This is a genomic window from Streptomyces bambusae (assembly GCF_019400985.1).
Taxonomy (GTDB): domain Bacteria; phylum Actinomycetota; class Actinomycetes; order Streptomycetales; family Streptomycetaceae; genus Streptomyces; species Streptomyces bambusae_A.
Window position 1 is genome coordinate 1 of record NZ_WTFF01000541.1, and the last position, 2,740, is coordinate 2,740.

The following is a 2,740-nucleotide window of genomic DNA, read 5'->3' on the forward strand; positions in this document are numbered from 1 at the left end:
CACCTGGAGCACGTCAGCAAGAACGGGGCTCATGTCGGGGCTCAGAACCTCTCCGGCTTGACGAGGGCGAGGATGAGATAGCCCAGCAGGGCGACGGCCACGACCAGGCCGATGATGTTCTCGGCGGGCCCCGCTTCGTTCCCCCCCTGTCGGTTGAAGACCCCCCCGCGCGCACCCGGCGGTCAGGCGCCCGGCGCCGGCCGCGGTGCCGGCCGGGGCGGTAGCGGCCGGGCGCGAGCGGCTGTGCGCCCTGTGCCGCTGGTGCACATAGGCCGACGTACGCCCCGACGCACCCCACGACGAGACGTACTCGACCGCGTACCGAGTACCGCGTACCGAGTACCGAGAACCGAGAGCAGACGATGAACCCGACGACACGTCCGACGACGTCACCGACCGGCACCACGTCCTCCACCAGCCCCGCATCCGCCACCCCCGCCCTCTCCGGCCTGGTCGGCAACACCCCCCTGCTCCGCGTGGGCGAGCCCTTCGCCCCCGCCGGCCGCGGCTTCTGGGCCAAGCTGGAGGGCTTCAACCCCGGCGGCATCAAGGACCGCCCCGGCCTGCACATGGTCGAGCGGGCCCGCGACCGCGGCGACCTCGCCCCGGGGGCCCGCATCATCGAGTCCACCAGCGGCACCCTCGGCCTCGGCCTCGCCCTCGCCGGCATGGTCCACGGCCACCCCGTCACCCTGGTCACCGACCCCGGCCTCGAAGGGTCCATGACCCGGCTGCTGACCGCGTACGGCGCCCAGGTCGACCTGGTCGCCGAGCCGCACCCCGAGGGCGGCTGGCAGCAGGCCCGGCGCGAGCGGGTCGCCGAGCTGCTCCGGCAGCACCCCGGATCCTGGTGCCCGGACCAGTACAACAACCCCGACAACACCTCCGCCTACACCCCGCTCGCCCTCGAACTCGCCGCCGCGCTCGGCCACATCGACGTACTCGTGTGCAGCGTCGGCACCGGCGGCCACTCCGCCGGCGTCTCCCGCGTGCTCCGCCAGCTCCACCCCGGCCTCACCCTGGTCGGCGTCGACACCATCGGATCGACGATCTTCGGCCAGCCCGCCCGGACCCGGCTCATGCGCGGCCTCGGGTCGAGCATCTACCCGCGCAACGTCGCCTACGAGCACTTCTCCGAGGTGCACTGGGTGGCCCCCGCCGAATCCGTGTGGGCCTGCCGCGCCCTGGCCTCCTCGCACTACGCCACCGGCGGCTGGAGCGTCGGCGCGGTCGCGCTCGTCGCCGGCTGGCTGGCCCGCACGATGCCGCCCGCCACCCGCATCGCGGCGATCTTCCCCGACGGCCCGCAGCGCTACCTGGGCACGGTCTACGACGACGACTACTGCGCGGCCCACGGCCTGCTCGCCGGACCGCCCGCCCCCGAACCCGACGTGATCGGCCGGCTCGACGCGAAGGAAGTCACCCGCTGGACCCGCTGCGCGGCCGTGGTCGACCCGCTCACCCTGGCGGCGCCGGCGGGGGAGCGGCGCCCGTGACCGGCATCCTCGCGCAGGTGCGGTCCTACGACCGCAGCGTCCAGCTGCTGCTGGCCAACCAGTTCACCATCAACCTGGGCTTCTACATGCTCATGCCCTACCTCGCCGCCCACCTCGCCGGCTCCCTGGGCCTGGCGGCCTGGCTGGTCGGACTGATCCTGGGGGTGCGCAACTTCAGCCAGCAGGGCATGTTCCTGGTCGGCGGCACCCTGGCCGACCGGCTCGGCTACAAGCCGATGATCATCGCCGGACTGCTGCTGCGCGTCCTCGGCTTCGCCACCCTCGGCCTGGTCGACTCCGTACCCGCCCTGATCGCCGCCTCGGCCGCCACCGGCCTGGCCGGGGCGCTGTTCAACCCGGCCACCCGGGCGTACCTGGCGCTGGACGCGGGGGAGCGGCGGGTGGAGGCCTTCGCCCTCTTCAACGTCTTCTACCAGGCCGGCATCCTGCTCGGACCGCTGGTCGGCATGGTGCTGACGGGGATCGGCTTCCGGGTCACCTGTCTGACCGCGGCCGCGGTCTTCGCGGTCCTCGGCCTCGTCCAGGTCCGCGCCCTGCCGGCCCGCCGGGCCGCCGCGGACAGCCGCCGCGAGAGCGTGGCCGCGCAGTGGCGGGGCATCCTCGCCAACCGCCCGTTCCTGCTGTTCTCCCTCGCCATGATCGGCTCGTACGTACTGTCCTTCCAGGTGTACCTCGCCCTGCCGCTGGAGGTGCGGCGCATCGGCGGGGACGGGCCGGGCGCCACCGCGGCCGTCGCCGTGCTCTTCGCGGTCTCGGGCCTGTCCACCATCCTGGGCCAGACCCGGGTCACCGCATGGTGCAAGGCCAGGACGGAGCCCGGCCGGGCGCTGGTGTGGGGACTGCTGGTGATGGGCGCGGCGTTCCTGCCGCTGCTGCCGGCCGCGGCCGTGCCGGTTCCGGAGGCCGGTGGCGCGGGGCGGTGGCTGCTGGCCGCGGTGCCGCCCGCGCTGTCGGCGCTGCTGCTGGCCGTGGGCACGATGATCGCGTACCCGTTCGAGATGGACACGATCGTCCGGCTCTCCGGCGACCGGCTGGTCGCCACGCACTACGGGCTCTACAACACCGTGTGCGGGATCGGGATCACCCTGGGCAACCTGGGTACGGGTGCGGCCCTGGACGCCGCCCGCGCCGCGGGGGTCTCCGCCCTGCCGTGGGCCGTGCTGCTGCTGCTCGGCACGGCCTGCGCCGCCACCCTGTACGCCCTGGACCGCACCGGCCGGCTG

The 2,740-nt window shown here is 74.1% G+C and carries 3 protein-coding genes; 2 read left to right on the forward strand and 1 reads right to left on the reverse strand.

Translation table 11 applies throughout. The annotated features are described in order from the left end of the window. Positions 1-41: 41 nt before the first annotated feature. Positions 42-116 carry a K(+)-transporting ATPase subunit F gene (kdpF, locus tag GPJ59_RS35305; protein ID WP_219672182.1) on the reverse strand — a complete coding sequence of 25 codons (75 nt, stop codon included), beginning with the start codon at positions 114-116 and terminating at the stop codon, positions 42-44. Positions 117-362: 246 nt separating this feature from the next. Between kdpF and GPJ59_RS35310 the strand changes: the two genes are divergently transcribed. Next, positions 363-1,496 carry a PLP-dependent cysteine synthase family protein gene (locus tag GPJ59_RS35310; RefSeq protein WP_219672179.1) on the forward strand — a complete coding sequence of 378 codons (1,134 nt, stop codon included), beginning with the start codon at positions 363-365 and terminating at the stop codon, positions 1,494-1,496. Further along, positions 1,493-2,740: MFS transporter (locus GPJ59_RS35315; RefSeq protein ID WP_219672180.1), on the forward strand; the 1,248-nt coding region annotated here is incomplete at its 3' end. The genes GPJ59_RS35310 and GPJ59_RS35315, both read left to right, overlap by 4 nt.

Excerpts from the sequence above, each read along its gene's own strand:
- GPJ59_RS35310 (WP_219672179.1), top strand. The coding sequence starts at position 363 with ATGAACCCGACGACACGTCCGACGACGTCACCGACCGGCACCACGTCC.